This is a genomic window from Erwinia sp. LJJL01 (assembly GCF_047300805.2).
In the GTDB taxonomy this organism is placed as follows: domain Bacteria; phylum Pseudomonadota; class Gammaproteobacteria; order Enterobacterales; family Enterobacteriaceae; genus Erwinia; species Erwinia aphidicola.
This window is the reverse complement of record NZ_CP178576.1, coordinates 4,679,642-4,701,091: the sequence shown is the minus strand read 5'-3', so window position 1 is coordinate 4,701,091 and position 21,450 is coordinate 4,679,642. Positions and strand designations below refer to the sequence as shown.

The following is a 21,450-nucleotide window of genomic DNA, read 5'->3' as shown; positions in this document are numbered from 1 at the left end:
TCGCCCTGATTATCCATCTCAACCCCGCTTAAAACGTTTCCCAATTCTCATGACTGACCAGCGCCGGGCGCGTGGCGGCTAACGCGGCGGGTTTGCTGCTGACGCTGCTGTTTTTCACCGCAGCAACCGCGCCACCACTCAGTTTAAATGCCGACACCGCCTGAGTCAGGCGCGCCGCCTGATCTTCCAGCGACGCTGCGGCAGATGAGGCTTCCTCCACCAGTGAAGCGTTCTGCTGGGTGACGTTGTCCATCTCGGTGACCGCATGGCTGACCTGCTGGATCCCTTTGCTTTGCTCGTCGGATGCGGCGGCAATCTCGGCCATGATATCGGTCACGCGGCGCACCGCATCGACGATTTCACCCATGGTATTGCCCGCGTGCCCCACCTGCGACGACCCCTTACCAATCAGGTCTACCGACTCGGCAATCAGCCCCTCAATCTCTTTCGCGGCTCCGGCGCTGCGCTGCGCCAGGTTGCGCACCTCGCTGGCGACCACGGCAAAGCCGCGCCCCTGTTCACCGGCTCGCGCGGCTTCCACCGCGGCATTCAGCGCCAGGATATTGGTCTGGAAGGCAATGCTATTGATCACCGTGGTGATCTCGGCAATTTTCTTCGAGCTGCTGGAGATGTTGTTCATGGTATTCACTACGCCGGTGACAATCTCTCCGCCCTGGCGCGCTTTACCCGACGCATCGGCAGCCAGCTGGCTGGCGTGATGGGCATTTTCGGCGTTCTGTTTCACGGTGGCGGTCAGCTGTTCCATGCTGGCAGCGGTCTGCTCCAGCGCGGAAGCCTGCTGTTCGGTGCGTGAGGAGAGGTCGGTATTGCCTGCGGAGATCTCGCTCGATCCCTGATAGATCGCCACCGCCCCCTCGCGCACGGTTCCTACGGTTTTAACCAGCGCCTGCTGCATCAGCTGCAGGTTATTCCCCAGGCTGCCGATCTCACTGCGTCCCCAGACCTGCGGCGGCGCGGTCAGATCGCCGTGGGAGATCTGCTCAATTCTTTCTACCGCCTGGCGCAGCGGCGTAATCACCACCCGGCGCAGGAAGATAAAGGTCGCCAGCGTCAGCAGCAGGGCGAGGCCGAATGCCGCCGCCATCATAATAAAGCCGAGGCGGGTTTGTGCAGCGGCCTGCTGATTGAGCCCGTCGGCACGCTCAGTACGCAGCTTGATCGCTTTAAACAGCACGTCGTTATAAGCGTCATCCAGTTTGCGGGTGTAATCCGTCTCCTGGGCGATAACCCCTTCAAAGCTGCCATCCCCCGCGCTTTTCAGCATCGGCTCAAGCCCCTGCTTAATATAAGCGTCGAAGCGTTTTTTCAGCTCCACATCCAGCGCTATCCCTGCCGGGGTTTTGACCGGGCGGTTGAGATAGATATTGAAATTGTCGCGTGCCGATGTGATGCGCTTTTCTGAACTGGTGAGATTGGCTTTGAATTCATCCATCTCACCGATACGTGCAGCGGCACCGGCATGGATCACCGTCAAACGCGCAGCGCGCAGATTATTAGAACTGTTTGAGATCGCCATGCGGATAGCAATTTCTTGCGTAATATCATTCAGCGACTTATTACTCTGGACTAAAAAATAACTGGCGAGGCCGATACACAGGGCAAACAACAGCAGAATTCCGCCAAGAATGGCGGCGAACAGGGGGACCAGGCGCAAATGTTGCCAAAAGCTGATGGTCGGCTGCTCGTGAGATTGTAATGGTGATTTCATATCCTTGCTCTCTGTCAGTAGGGACGAAGGAACGCTCCGGTCGTCTACAAACCATCGGCAAAGAAGTGAAAAGGATTAGGTCTTGAAGTGGGAGCAGGCTCACAGAATGAGCATTCTGCAAATGGAGAACGGGCAGGTCAGCGAAGGCGGACCTGCCCGGTGCGTTATCTTACGTTGACGTAAATACCGCTGGTGACATTATCAGTTAAACGAACCACATGATAAATAACCTGCTTATTATGCGTTTTAATTTTACGTTTTATATTGCCTTTATGCGATGAAACCGTTTTGGCTTTAATCTGCATTTTATCTGAGATTTGTATTGTATCGTGACCTGACATCCACATCTTAAGCATATTAGACTCAGTCTGGCTGAGCGTTAATGGATGGACGTCGAAGCCTGAATTGTAGCGGGGTGACATACTGACTTTCTTTTGAAAGTAGCTGCTAAGCAGCGTATCAAGAGTCGCCGGCTTTATCGATTTTGATGTAATAATCAAGTTCTTACGAACGTAGAGGTATTCCTCAAAATGGATATTGGAGATAGCCATGAAGATGAAGAACAGGGTATCAGGGTGCTGCATGATAATGTCTCTGATACGCTGACTTGCATCGGACTCATGAATGAAACAGTCTTCATTAATAAAAACCACGCCAGGTTGAAGCTGCTGGCATTTAATTTGCAATTGGTCCATGTCGTTAACGGAGGTTATATTTTTCTTTTTAACCCCTTTTACCGCCATATAATCGCTTAAGCCTAGTCGTGTGTAGTTACATGAATCCATAATAATCGTTGGCATAATAGCTACCCTCACCAAATTTGTTTTCCGTTTAAATCAACGATGAATTACGTGCTTGCGGTACGAGAGCAAAGAGTTCTTAATCACGATCTTGTTATTTTTACCCAGCCTGAATAAAGCTTTGCCATCTACGGCGAGAGTACTCATGCGTCCTTGCTGACTGCTAATTTGGCTTTTGACAGAGCGATGCTCTGACAAGTCACCCACTTCAGAGGGCTGGCAGCGAGACTGCTTAGACATCTGAGTTAGTACAGCACCTGACACAGTTTTCCGCTGACGTCGACACTATCGCGCAGAATCAGGAAAACTCTGATAGGACGAATCCTAAAAACATTCATTCCCCGAAAGTGTAGGCATGCGGGGAGTATTGACAATGCCGTAAAATGAATTTTAAAACAAGAAAAACCGAGAAAAATAAAATCTTCATTAAAAACAGACATTTGCCCATTTTTTAACCGTTAACTGTTTCGCAACAAATCACCGGTTTGAGGATTTAAAATACGCTAACTGGGTTTTAATAAGAATTATTTTCATCGTGCTAGCCCATTTATCAGAATTTCCTTAAGGTTATTCTGCAAATAATGGCGCGAAAAATGCTCTGATATATTTCGATGGCTTAACAATGCTTTTGTATAAGAGGGGGAATACTAAAGTTTACTTGCCGGGTAGTTCACTGAGTAATGTCGACAGTAAGTCGAACACTTCACTGAATAAATGCTCGCAGAAGGGCGCCAGCAGGGGCATCATCAGGCTCATGAACACCATACCTATCGATAAGGTGACCGGGAAGCCGATAGCGAAAACCGACAGCTGTGGTGAAACGCGGTTTAACAAACCCAGGGCCAGGTTTAAGGTGAGTAACAGGGTGATTAACGGTAGCGCTAATCTCATGCCGTTAAGGAAAATTAAATTGGCGGCTTTGGTCAGCGCCAGGAACGCATTGCTGTTCAGCGGCTCGCCACCAATAGGCAAAGTATGAAAACTGTCCGCAACCATCGAAATCAGCCACAGGTGACCGTTGAAGGAGAGAAACAGCAACATCGCCAGCATATCGAGAAAGCGCGCCAGAACCGGCATGTTCAGTCGGCTGGCCGGGTCAAAGAAGGTGGCAAAGGATAAGCCCATCTGCAAACCAATCACTTCCCCCGCGGTACGCACCGCCGCAAAGGCAAACTGCATGGTAAAACCAATCGCTACGCCAATCAGTATCTGCTGAATCAGCAACCAGAAGCCGCCAACCGAAAACAGCGTAACGTTGGTCGGGGGTAACGACGGGATCAATACCCAGGTAATCATCAGGCCCAGACCAATTTTCACCTTGCGGCTAATCGATTTTTCGCTCAGCAGCGGCGCCGTCATGATCAAAGCCAGCACGCGAGCAAGCGGCCAGAATAGCTGACTTATCCAGAATAAAAGTTGACTGCTGTCAAAAAGAATCATTATCCGATCAGATAAGGCAGGTTGGAGAACAGGGTACGCATATAGTCGAGGATCAGATTGAGCATCCACGGACCGGCCACAACGATGGTTGCCACCACGGAAAGGATCTTCGGAATAAAGGAGAGCGTTTGTTCGTTAATCTGGGTAGCCGCCTGCAGCAGGCTGATTAACAGGCCGCTTACCAGCGCTGCCAGCAGCAGCGGGGCGGCCAGCGCCAGCGCAATCTGCATCGCGTCGTGGCCCAAAACCATTACCGATTCAGGAGTCATTTTTGTGGCCTCGCTTAAGAGTAGAAACTTTGGGCCAGTGAGCCGATGAGCAGCTGCCAGCCATCCACCAGCACAAACAGCATCAGCTTAAAGGGCAGGGAGATGGTGGCGGGGGGCACCATCATCATCCCCAGCGCCATCAGCACGCTGGCGACCACCAGGTCGATAATCAGGAATGGAATAAATACCGTGAAGCCGATCTGGAAAGCCGTTTTCAGTTCACTGGTGACGTAAGCCGGCAGCAGAATACGCATCGGCACCGCTTCCGGCCCGGCAATCGGTGGCGTGTTAGCCAGGCGGGCAAACAGCGCAAGGTCCGCTTCACGCGTCTGGCGCAGCATAAACTCACGCAGCGGCTGCGCACCTTTATCAATGGCTTCCTGCATGCTGATCTTATCTTCGCTGAACGGCAGATAGGCATCAGTATAAATTTTGTCGAACACCGGGCCCATAATAAAGAAGGTCAGGAACAGCGACAGGCCAAGCAGCACCTGGTTAGGTGGCGCAGAGGGGGTACCCAGCGCGTTACGCAGCAGGCCGAAAACGATGATGATGCGCGTAAAGCTGGTCATCATCAGCAATATTGCCGGCAGGAAGGTCAGCGAGGTAATAAATACCAGCGTCTGCACCGGCAGCGACCAGCTCTGGCCGCCGTTAGCCATCGGCTTACTGATAAGCCCAGGCAGCTGCGCGTAGACGTTCGGAGTCAGCATCAGCAAAACCAGTGCTAACAGTGGAAGGAGACGTTTCATTTTTTCTTCCCGGAACCTTTCATTAACGACTGCAGAACCTGACGGAAATCTGCCGTCACAGCCGGTGCTTCCGGGAGTTCCTGCTGCGGTTTCGCCGGCAGGGTATGCAGATGGGTGATCTGCTGAGCGGTGACGCCCAGAACCAGACGCACATCATCCACATCAACCACGACCACGCGTTCACGCTGTCCCAGCTGGCAGCTGGCGCTGATATTCAGTTTCTCACTGCCGCTGCGCTTAGTGGCAAAGCCGAAGCGCTTTGCCACCCAGGCGCAGGCGAGGATCAGAATAATAATCGCCGCCAGTACCCCGCTCACCTGAGTCAGCATTGAACCGGTAGAAATGGCCGGCTGCCCGATGGCTGGCTGCTGCTGGGTGGTATTCATTTAGCGGCTCAGACGACGCATACGTTCGGTCGGGGTGATAATGTCGGTAATGCGCACGCCATATTTATCGGCGACCACCACCACTTCACCCTGGGCAATCAGATAGCCGTTGATCAGGATATCCAGCGGCTCCCCGGCTAAGCCGTCCAGCGCCACTACCGAACCCTGCGACAGGCGCAGCAGCTCTTTAATGGTCATTTTGGTACGGCCCAGCTCCACGGTGAGCTTCACCGGGATATCCATAATCATGTCGATATCCTGCGAACCAGCAGCAATATCGCCATTTTCCAGCGATTTAAACACGCCGCCGGTTGAAGAGGATTTTACCTGTTCGTTCATTGCGTCAGCCCACAGGTCGTCCGCAGAGATGTCGTCGTCGGACGGCTTATTGGTATCACTCATCGGGCTGTTCCTCATTCAGCGAATTCAAAATCGGGTTGATCAGGTGTTCCACGCGCAGTGCATACTGTTTATTCAGTGTTCCGTACTGGCTGGTCAACACCGGCACGCCATCGACATGGGCGATAATGCGGTCCGGTTTTTCAATCGGTAAGACGTCGCCGGGCTTTAACTCCAGCAGACGGGAAATTCTCATTGAGACATCGGCAAAATTCGCCACCAGCTCCAGCTCCGAGTGCTGAACCTGTTTCACCAGCGTGTCACGCCAGTTCTCATCTTCGGTACGCGAGTTCTCCAGCGGTGGGTTCACCAGCGTTTCACGCAGCGGCTCGATCATGCTGAATGGGATACAGATGTTGAACTCACCGGTCAGGTTACCAATCTCCACCTGGAACGGCGTGGTGACCACGATGTCATTCGGTGAGGTAGTAATGTTGGTGAACTTCACCTGCATTTCCGAACGCACGTACTCTACGTCCAGCGGATAGATCGGCTTCCACGCTTCGCTGTAGGCTTCCAGCGCCAGCTTTAACATACGGCGGATCACCCGCTGTTCGGTGTGGGTAAACTCGCGTCCTTCGACCTTGGTCGGAAAACGGCCGTCACCACCAAACAGGTTATCAACGGCGATAAACACCAGACTCGGCGAAAATACCACCAGCGCCGTGCCACGCAGCGGCTTGAGGTGGATAAGGTTAAGGTTGGTAGGTACCGGCAGATTGCGGGCAAACTCATGGTATGGCTGGATCTTTATCGCACCGACGGAAATATCCGGGCTGCGACGCAGCAGATTAAACAGCGCCATACGGTAAGAACGCGCAAAACGTTCGTTGATGATCTCCAGTGCCTGCAGACGCTCGCGTACCACGCGGCGCTGAGTATTGGGATCGTAAGGGCGAATATCGCTTTCGCCCCCGGTACTGACCTTATCTTCTGCCGCACTATCGCTGTCGCCATTGAGTAGTGCGTCAATTTCTGCCTGAGAAAGAATGTTATCGCCCATGTATATCCATCACCGCAGAATGAAGGCCGTAAACAGTACATCTGTCACGACCTGCTGTGGTTGTCCCTGCACCAGCGGAGGTGCCAGTACCTGTTTAATCTGTGTCACTAACTGCTGCTTGCCCTGCTCATTGGCGAGGCCCGTAGCATTCTGACGCGACAGCAGCAGCAGTAAACGGCTGCGTACTTCCGGCAGATAATCGTTCATGCGACGACGGGTCTCTTCATCCGGCAAGCGCAGGGTGAAGCCGACATAAAGCACGCGATCCGGGTCGTTGTCTGGGTTGATCAAGTTGACCGTAAACGTATCCAGAGCAAAAAAGACCGGGGCAGGTGGCGGCTCAGGCTTTGCAGCCGCAGCGGCATCTTTCGGCGCCTTCATCATGTGCCAGACTGTATATCCCGCCACGCTGCAAGCGACCAGAGTCACGATCAGTAACACGGGTATCAGGAGCTTACGTTTGCCGCTTTTGGCTTTAGCGTTATCAGTCATATTAGCTGTAACTTCCTGTGATTATTTTCGAGGGGCGGTGCCACGTCATATTTCTCACTGTCCCACGGCTTTATGAGCGAATTATCCCGCGTCTTGCGCCAAACAATAGGCAGAAAAGACGCGAGTTTTGCCATCAGCTTGCGCGTTTGTTGCCGTCAGGCGAAAATATCAACAGCATTGGAGCCAGCTGCACGCGCCTGCAGGGCGGCAGGTACGGCAATTTGCGTCACATCACTGTCATTTTCATTAGCAAGACTAAACGGGTTTCCGTTGTTATTACGCTGCTGTTCCTGCTGGCCATTAAAGGACTGACCCTGCTGGAATGCATCGCTACTGACATTACTTTGACCCAGGCTGATGCCGCTTTCAGCCAGTGAGGTACGCAGTTGAGGGATAGCGGCCTCAAGCGCGGCCCTGACCTGGCTATGGTTCGACACCATACTCAGCTGGGCCTGGTCATTATCCAGCTTCAAAGAGATCTGGATGCTGCCCAGGTCCTGCGGATGCAGATGCAACTCGGCGGTCTGCTGCCCGTTGCGGCTGAACATCAGGATCTGTTGTCCCAGTGCCTGCTGCCATTCCGGGCTGCCAAGCTGAGAATTCAGCAGTGGCGTTGCCGGCGCGCTGACCGCCGAGGTTGAAGTCGGGGTCTGCGCGGAAGAAGCGGCGCTGATCACATTATTGGTTATCGTCGCGTTGAGGGCAGAACTTGAATTTTCTTTGTCGTTATCTTTGCTGACGTGGCTCATAACCTGCTGAAAAGCTGAGTCAAGCGTCTGCGCACCCGGGTTAGCGCTGAATTTTGCCGCAGCAGTCGCGCTGTCGGAGTTGCCCGGCAGCAGTACGCCAGCGCTGCCGGTTTTCGTGGTGGCTGTGCCCGCGGCGTCAGCGTCGTCGCTGCTCACTTTACCCAACGCCGCGCTTAACGCGTTCAGCGTCGAGCCTTTGCTGCTCTTGCTCAGATCGCTGCTCAGCAGGTCACTGTTTTTGCTGCTGCTGTTACCGCTGGCGACGGGCACTGCGGCAGCGTTGGGCAGCATGGCGTACAGCGCCTGTAACGCCTGCAAATCGCTGCTGCTCAGCTCCACCGGCGCGGCTTTCTCCTCGCTGTCCGGGCTTTTTTCCGTGCTGGCTTTTTGCGGTTGCAGCAGCGCGGTCAGCGTCTCGGGCTTATCCAGCGCGGCCAGCAGATCGCTGATGCTGGTTTTTGCCGGTGCTTTCCCATCGGCGGTAACATTTTGCGCCGTGTCATCCTGAGGGGCGGCGCTGGCACCCTGCTGCGCCAGCGATAGCAGTCGGTTCCCCAGCAGAGTGAGAAACCCCTGCGGCAAATTTTCACCGCTGGCGGCGCTGTCGCCGCCGGGAGTCGCGTCCAGCGTGCTGTCAGGGGTGGTGGCAGCCGCACCGGTTTTGCTACTGGCGCTGGTGGTCGCCACTGCGGTTGGTAAGGTAATCATTCGCCTTTCCTCAATGATGCCCGTTGGGCAAATTCGTCCATCCGTTTCTGATCGAGACGGTTTTCCTGTAAGAGTGCGGTTGCCAGCGCCCGCGCCTGAAGCGTTTCATAGGCGTGCAGCCGCTGCTGTTTGTCGCGCCAGAAGCGCAGGGCATTTTCCACCCGGGTGTTCCAGTGCATCAGCTGGGCGCGATGCTGTTCAATCGCCTTTTCCAGCGTCTGAATAAACTGGTGGTAGTTGTACCAGCGCGTACTGGCAATCCCTTCGCTCATGGTGGTGTTGAGATTCCTGCGGTATTCGTCCTGGTAGTTGAGCAGCATTGTCAGCTGATCGTCTGCCTGCTTTTGCGCCCGGCGTACGTCGCCTAACTGAATGGCGGCTTTTTCCACATCTTTATGTGCCAGATCGCGCAGGGTATCGATCGGGGAAGCTGTCTTAGCCATAAGTTCTCCGCTGTTCAGACTTAACCAAAGATCGCCTGCAGATGCAGGCTGGCATCATCAAACGTACTGCGCTCAAACATCCCCTGCTGCAGGAAGGCCTCCAGCTCTGGGTAGAGTTTGATCGCTTTATCCAGCGTCGGGTCGGTCCCGGCGGCATACGCCCCCACGCTGACCAGATCGCGGTTGCGCTGGTAGCTGGAAAGCAGCTGTTTAAACTGGCGCACGCGGGCGTAGTGCGTCTCATCGATCAGGTGTGCCATGACGCGGCTGATCGAGGCTTCAATATCAATAGCCGGGTAGTGGCCGGATTCTGCCAGGCGGCGCGACAGCACAATGTGGCCATCGAGAATGGCGCGCGCGGAGTCGGCGATCGGGTCCTGCTGGTCGTCCCCTTCGGTCAGAACGGTATAGAAGGCGGTAATCGAACCGCCGCCGTCGATGCCGTTACCGGCGCGCTCGACCAGCGCGGGCAGCTTGGCAAACACGGAAGGCGGATAGCCTTTGGTGGCCGGCGGCTCCCCGATCGCCAGCGCTATTTCACGCTGGGCCATGGCGTAACGCGTCAGGGAATCCATGATCAGCAGCACGTGCTGGCCACGGTCGCGGAAGTCTTCGGCAATGCGCGTGGCGTAAGAAGCACCCTGCATACGTAATAAAGGAGAGACATCCGCCGGGGCGGCAATCACCACCGCCCGCGCACGCCCTTCGGTGCCGAGAATGTTTTCGATAAAGTCTTTGACTTCGCGGCCACGTTCGCCAATCAGCCCGACCACGATCACGTCTGCCTTGGTGTAGCGCGCCATCATGCCGAGCAGCACGCTTTTACCGACGCCGGAACCCGCGAACAGCCCCATACGCTGGCCGCGACCGACGGTAAGCAGAGCGTTAATCGCCCGCACGCCGGTATCCAGCACGTCGGTGATCGGCGTGCGCTGTAACGGGTTAAACGGCGGCGTGATCAGCGGGGCGCGATAGCCGGTTTCCGGTGCAGGCAGGCCGTCAAGCGGGCGACCGCTGCCGTCGAGCACGCGCCCCAGCAGTTCTGGCCCGAGCATCAACTGTTTGCCGCTGTGCTGGTTATCACCTGCCACGCGGGCATAAACGCGCGCGCCGGGAATGATGCCTTCTACTTCTTCCAGCGGCATCAGCAGCAGTTTCTGGCCGTTAAAGCCAACCACTTCACTCTCGACTTCGCCAATGCCCTGGCTGTCATGACGTTCAATCACGCAGGTCGCACCCAGCGGCAGCTGCAGGCCGGTCGCTTCCAGCACCAGCCCGGTGGCGCGCACCAGCCGGCCATAGCGACGTACCTCGGGCACCTGGGCCAGACGCTGTTCAAAGTTGTCGAGTGCGCCAAGCCAGCGCGACAGGCGAGTGGTCATTACAGTTCTCCCGGTGCGGCCAGACGGCAGAGTTCATGCCAGCGGGTGGCGATGCTGGCATCCAGGTCGCCATCCTCGGCGCTGACTTTGCAGCCGCCCGGGTGAATGGTGCTGTCGCCGAGCAGACGCCAGCCGTGCAGGCTCAGCGTAGCGCCGAGCGTGGTTTCCACCCGCGGCAGATCGTCCGGGTGGACGCGCAGCGTGGGTTTGCCGCTGAACATCGGCTCCTGCTGCAGCATCCCCTGGATCTGGCGCAGCAGGGCGGTGCCGTCAACGTGGGGTGCCTGGCCAATCACCTGGCGTGCGGCTTCCAGCGCCAGCTGCATCAGGCGCGAGGCGATGACGCTGTCGAGCGCTTCCAGCGTGTGGTGGAATTCGGAAACCAGCTGCTGCATGCGCGCCTGTAACGGTGCCTGCTGCTGCTGAGCTTCCGCCAGCCCCTGCTGAAAACCGGCGTCATAACCGCTTTTCTGGCCTTCGGCAAAGCCGCGCTGCTGACCTTCGGTATAGCCGAGGCCCTGTGCTTCATTGCGCACCTGAGCCTGAAGCTGCTCCAGCTGGAACTGCCGATCGTCGGCAGGCTCTTCCGTCACTTCCGGGATCGTCAGCTCTTCAATCAGCGGCCGATCGCGCTGTGCCAGATCGTTAGGCTGCCAGCGCTGCCACGGCAGGGAGGAATGATCAGACATAGGTTTCCTCGCCACCGCCAATCACCATCTCGCCGCTTTCGGCCAGACGACGAACAATCAACAGAATCGCTTTCTGTTCGGTCTCTACCGCAGACATACGCATTGGACCCCGGTTGGCGAGATCGTCGCGCAGAATATCGGCCGCACGCTGCGACATGTTTTTCAGGAACTTCTCGCGCAGCGGCTGTTCGGAACCCTTCAGCGCCACCAGCAGCGACTCGGACTCCACTTCCTGCAACAGGCGCTGGATACTGCGGTCGTCCACTTCGACGAGGTTTTCGAACAGGAACATCTCGTCGATGATTTTCTGTGCCAGTTCGCCGTCGAACTCGCGCACCGCTTCGATAACCGCTTCTTCCTGCTGAGTTTTCATCAGGTTGATAATCTCGGCCGCAGTACGCACACCGCCCATCTTCGCCCGCTTGAGGTTCTGACCATCCAGCAGGCCGTTGAGCACTTCGGTCAGCTCCGCCAGCGCTGCCGGCTGCACGCCGCCAAAGGTGGCGATACGCAGCATGACATCGTGACGCAGACGCTCGTCGAACTGAGCAAGGATATCGGCCGCCTGGCCGCGCTTCAGGTGCACCAGGATGGTGGCGATGATCTGCGGATGTTCGTCGCGGATCAGGTCGGCAGCCGCCTGCGGTTCCATAAAGTTCAGCGTATCCATGCCGCTGGTGGTCTCGCGGGTTTCGAGAATATCTTCCAGCAGGGTAGAGGCACGCTCTTCGCCCAGCGCTTTAATCAGCACGGAGCGCAGATAGTCGTTGGAGTTGAGGCTCAGCGCCGCATACTGTTCGGCATCGATCTCAAACTCGCGCAGCACGTCGGTCAGCTGCTTGTGCGACACCTGGCGCATATTCGAGATCGCCGAGCTCAGATGCTGCACTTCGCGGGTGTCGAGGTGCTTAAACACTTCGGCAGCGCGATCTTCGCCAATGGTCATCATCAGGATGGCGCTTTTTTCAGTACCGGTGAGACTCATAGTTCGTCCTTCATCCACTGGCGAATAACCAGAGCCACCACGCGTGGGTCATTTTCTGACATTTCGCGAATTCGCTGGCTCATGACCTCAGCACTCATGCGGTGCTGAGATTTACGTTCCTGATCAAGCTCATCTTTCGACAGCTTGACGGAGACCCCTTTATCATCATCCTGGGCACGGGTCTGGGCGGCAGCCACGGCGGCTTCGGCAGCGGCTTTCTCCTGCTCGGCCTTGCGGCGTAGCTGCGGGCGCACCAGCTTGCGGTACAGGATGAAGGCAACAATCAGCACCAGTAACCAGCGGCCTGCTTCAAACATCTGGTCAATAAAGCCTGGCTGTTTCCAGAATGGCAGCTCGGCACCGACATCATCGTTCTCGGTAAACGGTGAGTTGACGACGTTCAGGCTGTCACCACGCTGTTCCGAATAGCCCATCGCCTCTCGGGTCAGGTTTTCAATCTGCTTCAGCTGAGCATCATTCAATGCAATCGGTTTGCCTGCGGCATCGGCGCGGTAGTTCACCACCACGGCCACCGACAGGCGCTGCACTTCACCGACATTCATCTTGGTGTGCAGGATGGTGCGGTTGACTTCGTAGTTGGTGGTGTTGTCGCTGCGGGTGTTCGACGGCACCGCTTTCTGCGCAGTCGTGGTGGCGGCATTGGTCGCCGCATTGTTGGCCGCCTGGCCGTTCGCCCCGTTGGCACCGTTCGCCCCGTTGGCACCGTTCGCCCCGTTGGCATTGTTATTCGGCGTGGTGACCGGACCCGCGTTAGCCGGAGCGGGCTGGTTGGAGAGCGCGCCCGGCACGCCGCCAGGATACTGACCACCCAGCTGCTCGCTGTCGCTGGTCTGGCGAGAGCGGATAGCCTGCTGGTCAGGATTGCTGTTCGGTTTGTACTGCTCGTCGGTCTGCTCGCGACTGTTAAAGTCAATCTGCGCGGTGACCTGGGCATGGACATTGCCGTTGCCGACAATCGGGCCAAGGATGGCTTCAATGCGCTGCTGATAGCGGGCTTCAACATCGCTGGCATATTTCAGCTGGGTATCGTTGAGGTCACGGCCGGTCGGGTCGTTCTGCGTCAGCAGACGGCCAGCCTGATCGACAACGGTCACGTTGCCCGGCGGCATACCGGCGACGCTGCTGGAGACCATATGCACCACGGCATTGATCTGGCCTTCATCCAGCGCGCGGCCTGGCTGCAGTGCCAGCGTCACGGAGGCGGACGGGGCTTTCTGCTCGCGCACGAACAGCGTCGGTTTCGGCATGGCCAGATGCACGCGCGCGCCTTTCACCGGGCCGAGGGTTTCAATCGTGCGTGCCAGCTCGCCCTCCAGCGCACGCTGGTAGTTAACCTGCTCGCTAAACTGGCTGATGCCGAATTTCTCTTTATCCAGCAGTTCAAAGCCCACCGCGCCGCCTTTTGGCAGACCCTGTGAAGCGAGGCGCAGGCGCAGTTCATGCACCTGGGCTGCCGGAACCAGTAACGCGCCACCCTGATCGTCGAACTTATAGGGTACGTTCATCTGGGTCAGCTGCGTGACGATGGCGCCGCCATCCTCATTGCTGAGGTTGTTATAAAGAACGCGATAATCCGGCTGCTTCGCCCATAGCACCATCGCAATAATGACGGCCACAACGGCCGCCGCAGCCACAATAAGAGGGATGCGAGGATTAGCGCGTAGGCGAGCGAACAGGTCGTTCAGACCCTTCTTCTCTGGATTATCCTGCGTGACAGTTGCATTCATGACTTCTTCCTGCCTGACAGTTGACCGGACTGTTGCGTGTAGTGTCGTAACAAAACTGACTCCCTGATGCGCTGGCTTAAAAAATTTCCACCTTAATGGAGTGCCATTATTTTCTTAAATGGGAAATTCGATGGCCGGATAAGCTGTGTTTTTTACTTCTAATTAGAGGCTTTGTCTTATTGACATCGGTGTTAAGTTACTCGGCGTCGGTAGTCACTTCAGCATCCATTTGGGAGAAAACATGGCGATTCAGGGTATTGAAAGCGTGATGCAGGCCATGCAGACAGCAGCTCTGCAGGCAGGCGGTAAAAGCACAGACAGCACTTCTCAGGCAGATTTCGGTGCAGAGCTGAAGGCGGCGCTGAACAAGATCAGCGAAACGCAAACCACAGCGCGCAGCCAGGCGCAGGATTTTGCGCTGGGCAAAGAGGGGGTGTCGCTGAACGACGTGATGGTTGACCTGCAAAAATCCAGCGTCTCGATGCAGATGGGTATTCAGGTGCGTAACAAGCTGGTCAGCGCGTACAGCGATATTATGAATATGCAGGTTTAGATTAGTTAAGTAACTGAATAGTATAGATTATAAGGCTATCCAGTGTGAGTGTGGGGCAGTAGTGGGGCAAAGTCGTTCAGTTTTGAGTTCATCAGGCTCAATTGCGCGTCATCGTTTCAGCCATCCGGGCCCCATAGACCTGGTAGACCATCTTTTGGATCCCCCCCCAGAGAGCAGTGTTTGAAATGAGTTAACGGCAATCCTGATTAGTCCCTACTGGCCCCTTGCCCGGCGGGCAGTGGTCGGAACTGATTACAGGAAGATCAGGCACCCATGACCATTTAGTATTACAGCCAGTAAGTAGCAGAGCGCAGGCAAAAACCAAAGTCTTCATATTGACCCTAAGTGTCACTCGAAAAGCAGAGGATACCAAAAGTAATCGAAACAGAACACTAACCAGGCATTTTTTAGAAGCCTGAAAACGTAGTGGATGTCGGATAATGGATACGCTGATTTTAGCGAAGCCAGCGCAGCGATAACGAACTCAACAACAGTATATTACAGCCAGCGTAGACCCCATCAATATAATGGTGGCTTGACGCCGAATGAGTCAGAACGATTGTTGCGGAGAAACTCTAAAGTCGAGGCCAGTTTTTGTTGACCACATACATTATGTGGTGTTAGAGAGCCACCTTCACAATGGCTCTCCAGGTCTTATCAAAAGCAATGAAGCTTGGCGATATTTAGACGCATTTGAAAGTCAGGCGAGCCACGCCATTAACCAGCAAGTGTGTATCGATATCCGTTTTGACCTCTTTCATTGATTTGTTTTGAACCCGGCAAAAGTCAGAAGCTTTTTTATTTGCAGTGCCAACAGCACCTTGTATGCGGCCTGCAGCAGGAGCCGCTTCCACTTCCGTGAGGTAGTCTCCATTATCAAGCTTTTTGATATCTGACTGATAGGTTAACCCCAGGCCTTGAAACTGTGTTTTATCATTTTGCACAGAGCATCCGGTCAGAAAAGAACCGATTAAAATAGTGGTAGCAATGATTGAAGTTTTCATGTGACAAAATCCCTTATATGTTTTGTTGGCTGCTATATTACGATTTGGAATTAAACACTGCGTAAACTGGAAGCTTTAAGTCACTCGAAGCCTATCTATCACATTGGATTTTCAGCATTTAATTTTTAGTGGATTGAAGGGTTCTGAAATTATCAAACTGGCCTCGCCCAGGGAACACCTGCCAGATAACCTAATGATGATATGTCGATACCTGTCTAATGGACTGACCTCCCCACTGTAGTCAAATCCTGCCCTCCGTTTAAGCGAAAATGATATTCAGGTCTTATTTATAGAAATGAAACTTAACATTTTCAACGCGAAATAAGCCCCTTTTCTATTGTGACTTTACCGGTAACATTCTAGGGTTATATGGCGCGTTCACCCTGTAATTCATGAGGATTAATCGATGAGAAAGGCTAAAGTTGTACGGTTGATGGAAGTGTCATTGATTGTGGTGTTTGTGGCTCTACTGGCCTGGATGGTCGCGACCGGGGCCTGGTCAGCACTAGGATGGGACCCACACTGGCCTTACCCAACGCACTGAAAAAAATAATAAAGTAGTTGTTCGCAAAATAATCAAAAATTCGCCAGGGATCACCCTTTACTTCAACCCGTTCACCCTCCGGCACATAGCCGTCTCAATAACGTTCCTCATCACATCAGGGGCGCTTCACTGTCAGAGCTGAGGTGATGCCTCACCGTATTCCCCCGCCTTCAGCGCCAAAGTGCCTTTTGGGTCTGATGATGTGATCGTGTGACGAGTGCGCAAAAACTTTCCTGCACTTTTTTCCAGAACTGCCGATAAGTTGTTATAGCGAACAGTGCGTGCACTCTCTATGCACGCAGAGCACCTAATAAGCCAACAACAACGAATAATAACCTGAGGTAGAGATGGATAATTTTCAGAAAGAGATTGATGAGAGAGCGAATCTCGCATTATCGAACAAGTTCGAACTTTTGTTATTCCGTCTGGGGTCTGCTCATCAGGAAGATAAGCCTGAGTTATTCGGCATTAACGTGTTTAAGCTGCGCGAAATCGTGCCGATGACCAACATCACCAAAGCGGCGGGGATGAAGTCGCCGCTGCTGGGGATGGCCAACATTCGCGGTCAGCTGATCCCGGTTATCGATTTACCTGCCGTTGCGGGCTGCACCCCGGCAACCGGCCTTAATCTGCTGCTGGTCACTGAATATGCGCGCAGCACCCAGGCCTTCGCCGTCGAGTCGGTGGAAGATATCGTGCGCCTTGACTGGAGCCAGGTCCATGCGGCTGAGTCGGGCGTCAGCACCCGCAATATCACCAGTATTGCCTGCCTCGATAACAACAGCACCATGGCGATGGTGCTCGACGTGGAGCAGATCCTGCATGACGTGATCCCTTCGGTGCGCGAAGTTAAAGAGGGCGATATACAGATTAAATCCTTCAAGATGAAGCCGGGTGCGGTGGCTATCGTGGCGGAAGATTCGAAGGTGGCGCGTCAGATGCTGGAGCAGGGCCTGAAGGCGATGGGCATCCCGGCGCTGATGCACACTACCGGGCTGGAAGCGTGGAACAAGATTAAGCAGATGCACCAGGAAGCGCAGGCCGAAGGGCACTCGATTCACGATAAGATTGGACTGGTTCTCACCGATCTGGAAATGCCAGAAATGGATGGTTTTACCCTGACGCGCAATATCAAAAGCGATCTGAACCTGAAAAATATCCCGGTAGTGATCCACTCCTCTCTGTCCGGCAGCGCCAACGAAGACCATGTGCGCAAGGTCGGAGCCAATGGCTATGTGGCGAAATTCGAAATCAATCAGCTCTCGGCGGTGATCCACCAGGTGCTGGAAGACGCCGTCGAGTAAGCCTTCAGCGGCAGGACTCCGCGCCTGCCGCTCCCTCTGACGCCGCTGTCACCCTGGCGACGGCGCGCTATTCCCTGTGCGACAGCACACATCAGAATTATTCACTTATCACAAGCTGGAAAGATCCTAAAATGAAATCGTCATTAGCAGAATGAGGGGAGGCGAGCTGGGGTTGGTGAGGGTTTCGAACAAATGCCAGATGCAAAGCATGCCGTTTCGGGCTGGATTCGCTTGCTGGCCTGTGTTCATTGATAAGATATTATGGACAACGACGATAAAAAAACACCTGCTGAATTACCTGGCAGTGCAGAGTCCGGGGATGAAAAGGTGCCTGGAGCGCTGGATCACTGGGTGTTAACACCCGCACAACGGACGTTTATTGAATCTTTACTTGAAGATGACGATCGCACAGACGATTAACTGCCTGACAGGCCGCCCGGTGCGGCCTGTTTTCATTTCTCAGGCTAATTACCGCCGGCTTGCGGCTGACAGAATGAACAATATCGCGACTCCAGCTGGCGCGGCAGACCGCACTGCTGGCAGGCGCGCGCCGCAGAAAAAGCCTGACGCATTCCTCCACCGATCCCCATCCCCGCCTGCGGGTCCAGCAGCTGGCTAATTTTACGCAGCAGCAGCTTGTCGCGCCGGCGTTGCGCCACGGCCGCAGCGCGTCGTGCTTTGTAACGACTGCGGCAGGTTCCTGACGGCGCCGCACTTTTCCAGATAATTGTCGCCATGTTGACCTCCGCTGAGAAGAGTAAGAGCCATTGATAACTGAGCTCACCTGAAATCCTTAGCTTAAGGCTTCTGATGAATCCCGCCTCTAAAAACGATAGCCATAGTTATTATCAATATCAAATGTTATTGATTAAATAACTTAAGTTATCGAGTTATTTTGTTGAAATAGTTGATTTTTAATATTTTTATTGTCATTTTTTGAAAATTAAGACCCAAAGATTCCAAAAGCTTTACTAATCTATTCAGTTATATCGATTGTACAACACTGTCAGGGTCATGATGAGAGGGCGCTGATGGGTCACCGCGAGGAAAAACTGATGGTTTCTGTGTTATTCAGGGTGTCTGGCGGTCACTACGAAGAGACACTCCTGCCGGAGCAGGAGGTCAGCGACTACCGACGTAAGTCGCGGATAAGAAAGATAGCTACGCCAATTAACTGCACATCGTCCGACAGTTCAACGGCGGGTAAACGCGGGTCATCGACGGTTAAAAAACCGTTGGAGGGGCCTTCGAGAAAACGGTAAACCGAGATGCGTGAGTTCATCCTGGCCATAACGAGATCTCCAGATTCTGCTGGTACCTCGGTATCGATAATTACGATGCTACCTGCGCTGGCCTCCGCACAGCCGCTGTTGCGGTCGAGGATGTAAGCACGCCAGCTCTTGCGCGCCCTGGCGCCGCCAGGCGTACTGACCTGCTCGCTGGTTTTACCGTTGCTGTCCCACAGGGCAACCGTAGTGCCAGCTTTAACTTTATCAATCGGGCTGCCGGCGTGACCGCCGCGCATCTCGCCAGCACCACTTGCCAGCCACTCAACGCTGATATCAAGCGCTCTGGCGATGTCCACCAGCTTGCGCGAGCCTTCTGCTTCTCCCTTTGTCAGCCGCCAGATTGTTGGCTGTGAGACGCCCGATGCTTTTGCTAAAGCACCCTGTGTAATTCCCATCATGGTCATAGCCATGTTCAATCGCCAGGCGAGTGTATTCGGTTTCATATACCAGAATTTATAGCGATGCGTATTTTTCGTCAAACACGCTTTGCTATTAACTGTGGTAATACTATTTGCTATTAATGACGCTTTTGCTATAACCATAGTTATTGAATGCGCGTCGGTAACGGCTTTCTGAGCGCATAACCCAGCGTACCGCTGCCGTTGCCGAGTCTGGTTCGCTGTGGTGCTGAAGAGACGAGTTTATCGCCGACTTTCAGTACCAGTATAAACCAGAGTGCCTGCAGGGTGGTGCCGCCACGCCGTAGCGCACTGCCGGATGCATGCCGCTCAACGATTACCCGCTCTTTATCAATCAGGCCGTCCAGCCTAATCGCTGGCAAACTCCCTGGCAGCATCGTCTGCCACTCCTGCGTCACCGTGGCAGTCATCCTTCAGCCGCGCTGACGCCGTGTTAAATGAGTCTCTGCTGCCGGATGATGATATCTGGCGGCAGGTTGCAGCTGACAAAAGGGGCACATCATGCGCGATATGAAAAATTTACTGGAGCGTTGGGGGGGCTGGGCGGCAACGGGTGAACGCGGTCTGGGCTATTCGTCAGTGGCTGCCGGGTTCCGGGGATTGGTGCATTCCCGCCCGGGGCAACGCCCGAGCTGTAGCGACAATGACGGTATGATCCTCGACGCCTGCATCAGCCGTCTGAAAAAGAATCATCCCGAGCAGCACGACATTCTGGTTGCTCACTATCTTTGGCAGATCTCCCTGCGCGCCATCGCCCGCCGCCGCCGCTGCGCGGACGGCACTATCCGCAAACAGATTCAGACCGCCGAAGGGTTTATCGCTGGCGTATTAAGCGCGCTGGAGTGTGAATTAGAGTGCGAAGAGACGATCTGATTTCTTATATTTATTAATCATTAATCAGCAGGGAAATAGATTAATTTCACTTTCTGGATTGCGTACGCAATTTATGATCCAGACTGTTAATGTCGGATTGGCGGCATCAGGGGAAACGCCCGGCGCTATTGAAATGGTCGGGCCACGGTTGTGAAAGTGAAAAATCAGATTGAATAGTGAATAAGGTTGCTGAGGCGGCCTTTTTTTATTGGTTGGAAGCGAGGTGAACGATGAGCAATATTATTCAGATTTTGGTATTCGAAGAGGGATATAAAGAGCAGCCCTATCGCGATAGCGAGGGATATCCCACCGTTGGCTGCGGAATTAAACTCGGTCCGAAAGGGGCGGCGCTGGAAAATTACACCTTCACGCTGCCGCGCACCGTTGGCGATGTCTGGATGCAGCTGATGCTTAACAGCAAAATTGCTGAAATGAAGCAGCGCCCGGCGATGCTGGCCGCGCTGCGCCAGTGTAATCCTCCGCGCAGCGATGTGCTTTACAGCATGGCTTACCAGCTGGGGGTGGACGGGCTGGCGGCCTTTAAAAATACCCTGCTGATGATTGCCAACGGCAACTTCAGCGGAGCCGCAGAGGCGATGCTCGCCAGCCTGTGGGCGCGCCAGACGCCGAAGCGCGCGCAGCGGCAGGCAGAGATGATGCGCAGCGGCACTTATGCCAGTTATCAGGAGGTTCTATGAAATTCACCTTATTTATTCTGCTGGTAGCGATGCTGGCGCTGGCGGTGCTGCTGTTTGTGCATTGCGGCAAAGTTGTGGTGGTCAATCACGCCCGCCTGCTGTTTAAGACCTGGTCGGTGTGGCTGGCCTCGGCTGGCTCCGCGCTCAGTGCCTGGGTGCAGTCATTTCCTGACTCGGCGCTTAGCGCCTGGAGTACGCTGCCTGAGGATGTGAAATCGTGGCTGCCGCATAACTTCCTCGGCATGATCGGCGCATTTATGGTGGCGATGGCGGTGATGGCGCAGTTTATCCGCCAGAAAAACCTCTCTAAACAGCGTGATACCCTCGCAGGAGGCAAAGTATGAGCACACTAATTTCGCTGGTCAGCGGCGGCTGGAGTGGGCTGTTGGCCATTGGCGCCGTGGTGGCGGCCTTTGTTGCCGCATGGTTTGGCGGCAGGCAGGTCGGCAAGAGCCAGCAGCGCGCGACATCCGATATTGCCGCCGCGCAAAAGAGTGCGCAGCAAATCTCGGCCGTTGCTAAACAACAGGCCGCTAACAGTCAGGAGGCAAAACGTGTTCAAGCAGACAATGCTGCTGTTACTGACGGTGACGCTCGCCGCAGGATGCAGCAGTCGCCATTCCACGCCGACGATAAATAACGAAGTGATTTCCGACGCAAGCTGTACGTTATTTTCGCCGATATATACCCACAACCAGGATGCCCAGCTGATGGATATCAGAACCGTCAGGCAGATTAATACCCATAACGATCTGTGGGTTTCGCTTTGTGGTAATAAAAAATAGATCCGCG

General features: G+C 54.6%; 26 protein-coding genes and 1 pseudogene. 8 read left to right on the top strand and 19 right to left on the bottom strand.

Annotation, left to right across the window (positions count from 1 at the left end; all coding sequences use genetic code 11):
- Positions 1-28: 28 nt before the first annotated feature.
- From ACLI4M_RS22915 to fliF, 15 genes are all read right to left on the bottom strand, one after another.
- Entirely contained in the window at positions 29-1,729 is a 1,701-nt protein-coding gene (locus tag ACLI4M_RS22915) for a methyl-accepting chemotaxis protein (RefSeq protein ID WP_133623377.1), read from the bottom strand.
- A 164-nt stretch (positions 1,730-1,893) separates the two neighbouring features.
- Positions 1,894-2,529 (bottom strand): transcriptional regulator RcsA, encoded by a 636-nt coding sequence (gene rcsA, locus ACLI4M_RS22910; protein WP_133623378.1) that lies wholly within the window; start codon positions 2,527-2,529, stop codon positions 1,894-1,896.
- Positions 2,530-3,183: 654 nt separating this feature from the next.
- Positions 3,184-3,969 (bottom strand): flagellar biosynthetic protein FliR, encoded by a 786-nt coding sequence (gene fliR / locus ACLI4M_RS22905; RefSeq protein WP_048916364.1) that lies wholly within the window; start codon positions 3,967-3,969, stop codon positions 3,184-3,186.
- Positions 3,969-4,238: a flagellar biosynthesis protein FliQ gene (gene fliQ / locus ACLI4M_RS22900; RefSeq protein WP_048916363.1), complete on the bottom strand. Its 270-nt coding sequence runs from the start codon at positions 4,236-4,238 to the stop codon at positions 3,969-3,971. The genes fliR and fliQ overlap by 1 nt, the downstream gene beginning before the upstream one ends.
- A gap of 14 nt (positions 4,239-4,252) precedes the next feature.
- Positions 4,253-4,990, bottom strand: a complete 738-nt coding sequence (gene fliP / locus ACLI4M_RS22895; protein WP_048916362.1) for a flagellar type III secretion system pore protein FliP — start codon at positions 4,988-4,990, stop codon at positions 4,253-4,255.
- Complete coding sequence (gene fliO / locus ACLI4M_RS22890) at positions 4,987-5,376, bottom strand: flagellar biosynthetic protein FliO (RefSeq protein WP_048916361.1); 390 nt, start codon at positions 5,374-5,376, stop codon at positions 4,987-4,989. The genes fliP and fliO overlap by 4 nt, the downstream gene beginning before the upstream one ends.
- Positions 5,377-5,778 (bottom strand): flagellar motor switch protein FliN, encoded by a 402-nt coding sequence (fliN, locus tag ACLI4M_RS22885; RefSeq protein ID WP_048916360.1) that lies wholly within the window; start codon positions 5,776-5,778, stop codon positions 5,377-5,379.
- A complete protein-coding gene (gene fliM / locus ACLI4M_RS22880; protein WP_048916359.1) occupies positions 5,771-6,778 on the bottom strand; it encodes a flagellar motor switch protein FliM in 1,008 nt (335 codons plus the stop codon). The genes fliN and fliM overlap by 8 nt, the downstream gene beginning before the upstream one ends.
- A gap of 9 nt (positions 6,779-6,787) precedes the next feature.
- Positions 6,788-7,270: a flagellar basal body-associated protein FliL gene (fliL, locus tag ACLI4M_RS22875; RefSeq protein ID WP_048916358.1), complete on the bottom strand. Its 483-nt coding sequence runs from the start codon at positions 7,268-7,270 to the stop codon at positions 6,788-6,790.
- A 155-nt stretch (positions 7,271-7,425) separates the two neighbouring features.
- Positions 7,426-8,727: a flagellar hook-length control protein FliK gene (locus ACLI4M_RS22870; RefSeq protein WP_133623379.1), complete on the bottom strand. Its 1,302-nt coding sequence runs from the start codon at positions 8,725-8,727 to the stop codon at positions 7,426-7,428.
- Entirely contained in the window at positions 8,724-9,170 is a 447-nt protein-coding gene (gene fliJ / locus ACLI4M_RS22865; RefSeq protein ID WP_048916356.1) for a flagellar export protein FliJ, read from the bottom strand. The genes ACLI4M_RS22870 and fliJ overlap by 4 nt, the downstream gene beginning before the upstream one ends.
- A 20-nt stretch (positions 9,171-9,190) precedes the next feature.
- A complete protein-coding gene (fliI, locus tag ACLI4M_RS22860) occupies positions 9,191-10,552 on the bottom strand; it encodes a flagellar protein export ATPase FliI (protein ID WP_048916355.1) in 1,362 nt (453 codons plus the stop codon).
- A complete protein-coding gene (gene fliH, locus ACLI4M_RS22855; RefSeq protein ID WP_133623380.1) occupies positions 10,552-11,241 on the bottom strand; it encodes a flagellar assembly protein FliH in 690 nt (229 codons plus the stop codon). Before fliH ends, fliI begins: the two co-directional genes overlap by 1 nt.
- Positions 11,234-12,226 (bottom strand): flagellar motor switch protein FliG, encoded by a 993-nt coding sequence (fliG, locus tag ACLI4M_RS22850; protein WP_048916353.1) that lies wholly within the window; start codon positions 12,224-12,226, stop codon positions 11,234-11,236. Before fliG ends, fliH begins: the two co-directional genes overlap by 8 nt.
- Positions 12,223-13,974, bottom strand: a complete 1,752-nt coding sequence (gene fliF, locus ACLI4M_RS22845; protein ID WP_133623381.1) for a flagellar basal-body MS-ring/collar protein FliF — start codon at positions 13,972-13,974, stop codon at positions 12,223-12,225. The genes fliG and fliF overlap by 4 nt, the downstream gene beginning before the upstream one ends.
- 241 nt (positions 13,975-14,215) lie before the next feature.
- Here fliF and fliE point away from each other — a divergent pair, with 241 nt between their 5' ends.
- A complete protein-coding gene (fliE, locus tag ACLI4M_RS22840) occupies positions 14,216-14,527 on the top strand; it encodes a flagellar hook-basal body complex protein FliE (RefSeq protein ID WP_133623382.1) in 312 nt (103 codons plus the stop codon).
- A gap of 397 nt (positions 14,528-14,924) precedes the next feature.
- Positions 14,925-15,128, top strand: a pseudogene (locus ACLI4M_RS22835) (IS3 family transposase); the annotation flags it as partial.
- Between the two features lie 82 nt (positions 15,129-15,210).
- Here ACLI4M_RS22835 and ACLI4M_RS22830 read toward each other — a convergent pair.
- Positions 15,211-15,531, bottom strand: a complete 321-nt coding sequence (locus ACLI4M_RS22830) for a hypothetical protein (RefSeq protein WP_133623383.1) — start codon at positions 15,529-15,531, stop codon at positions 15,211-15,213.
- A gap of 891 nt (positions 15,532-16,422) precedes the next feature.
- On the opposite strand from ACLI4M_RS22830, the gene ACLI4M_RS22825 reads away from it, so the two are divergent.
- Positions 16,423-17,379, top strand: coding sequence for a chemotaxis protein (locus tag ACLI4M_RS22825; RefSeq protein ID WP_048916349.1), 957 nt, complete (start codon positions 16,423-16,425; stop codon positions 17,377-17,379).
- 261 nt (positions 17,380-17,640) lie between these two features.
- On the top strand, positions 17,641-17,799 hold the full coding sequence (locus tag ACLI4M_RS22820) for a hypothetical protein (RefSeq protein WP_166643173.1): 159 nt from the start codon (positions 17,641-17,643) through the stop codon (positions 17,797-17,799).
- A 44-nt stretch (positions 17,800-17,843) separates the two neighbouring features.
- Here the strand turns inward: ACLI4M_RS22820 and ACLI4M_RS22815 are convergent, their stop codons facing one another.
- The 3 genes from ACLI4M_RS22815 to ACLI4M_RS22805 form a co-directional block, all read right to left on the bottom strand.
- Complete coding sequence (locus ACLI4M_RS22815) at positions 17,844-18,116, bottom strand: hypothetical protein (protein ID WP_133623384.1); 273 nt, start codon at positions 18,114-18,116, stop codon at positions 17,844-17,846.
- Positions 18,117-18,508: 392 nt separating this feature from the next.
- A complete protein-coding gene (locus ACLI4M_RS22810; protein ID WP_133623385.1) occupies positions 18,509-19,066 on the bottom strand; it encodes a LexA family transcriptional regulator in 558 nt (185 codons plus the stop codon).
- A 146-nt stretch (positions 19,067-19,212) separates the two neighbouring features.
- On the bottom strand, positions 19,213-19,497 hold the full coding sequence (locus ACLI4M_RS22805) for a hypothetical protein (protein ID WP_133623386.1): 285 nt from the start codon (positions 19,495-19,497) through the stop codon (positions 19,213-19,215).
- Between the two features lie 91 nt (positions 19,498-19,588).
- Between ACLI4M_RS22805 and ACLI4M_RS22800 the strand changes: the two genes are divergently transcribed.
- From ACLI4M_RS22800 to ACLI4M_RS22785, 4 genes are all read left to right on the top strand, one after another.
- The gene (locus tag ACLI4M_RS22800; protein WP_133623387.1) at positions 19,589-19,960 is read left to right on the top strand and encodes an antiterminator Q family protein; all 372 of its coding nucleotides are present in this window, start codon (positions 19,589-19,591) and stop codon (positions 19,958-19,960) included.
- 230 nt (positions 19,961-20,190) lie between these two features.
- Positions 20,191-20,658, top strand: a complete 468-nt coding sequence (locus ACLI4M_RS22795) for a glycoside hydrolase family protein (RefSeq protein ID WP_133623388.1) — start codon at positions 20,191-20,193, stop codon at positions 20,656-20,658.
- 29 nt (positions 20,659-20,687) lie between these two features.
- Complete coding sequence (locus ACLI4M_RS22790; protein ID WP_396018888.1) at positions 20,688-21,002, top strand: hypothetical protein; 315 nt, start codon at positions 20,688-20,690, stop codon at positions 21,000-21,002.
- Positions 20,999-21,298, top strand: coding sequence for a hypothetical protein (locus tag ACLI4M_RS22785; protein WP_133623389.1), 300 nt, complete (start codon positions 20,999-21,001; stop codon positions 21,296-21,298). The genes ACLI4M_RS22790 and ACLI4M_RS22785 overlap by 4 nt, the downstream gene beginning before the upstream one ends.
- Positions 21,299-21,450 lie beyond the last annotated feature (152 nt).